Annotated in this window: 1 protein-coding gene; it reads left to right on the top strand. The window is 54.3% G+C overall.

Annotation, left to right across the window (positions count from 1 at the left end):
- A partial coding sequence (locus QP415_RS11180; RefSeq protein ID WP_285100109.1) for a hypothetical protein occupies nucleotides 1-317 on the top strand: 317 nt, incomplete at both ends.

Below are 317 nucleotides of genomic sequence, written 5' to 3'. Positions count from 1 at the left end.
AGCATTAGGCCGAAAAATCGCCGACCCAGACGAAATCGCCCAGGTGAACTTTTGGATTAAAGGCGCAGAGCTCCTAATCAAAAGACGCCTCGGCCCCTTAGAAGGACTGGACGCGGAAGCCGTCGAATACGTTATCTCTCAGGCAGTAGCAAGACGGGCCCTAAACCCTGAGGGCAAACGCACCGAACGCATAGACGACTACTCCTACACGCTTAGCGCAGACTCAGCGGCAGCAGAAATAACTATCACAGACCTGGAATGGGCAATGCTAACCCCTGACGACAACACGATCGGCGGCGCATTCTCCATAACCCCAA

Origin of the sequence: Pauljensenia sp. UMB3104, assembly GCF_030217285.1 — a bacterium.
Classification (GTDB): Bacteria; Actinomycetota; Actinomycetes; order Actinomycetales; family Actinomycetaceae; genus Pauljensenia.
This window is presented reverse-complemented; position numbering and strand designations above follow the sequence as displayed.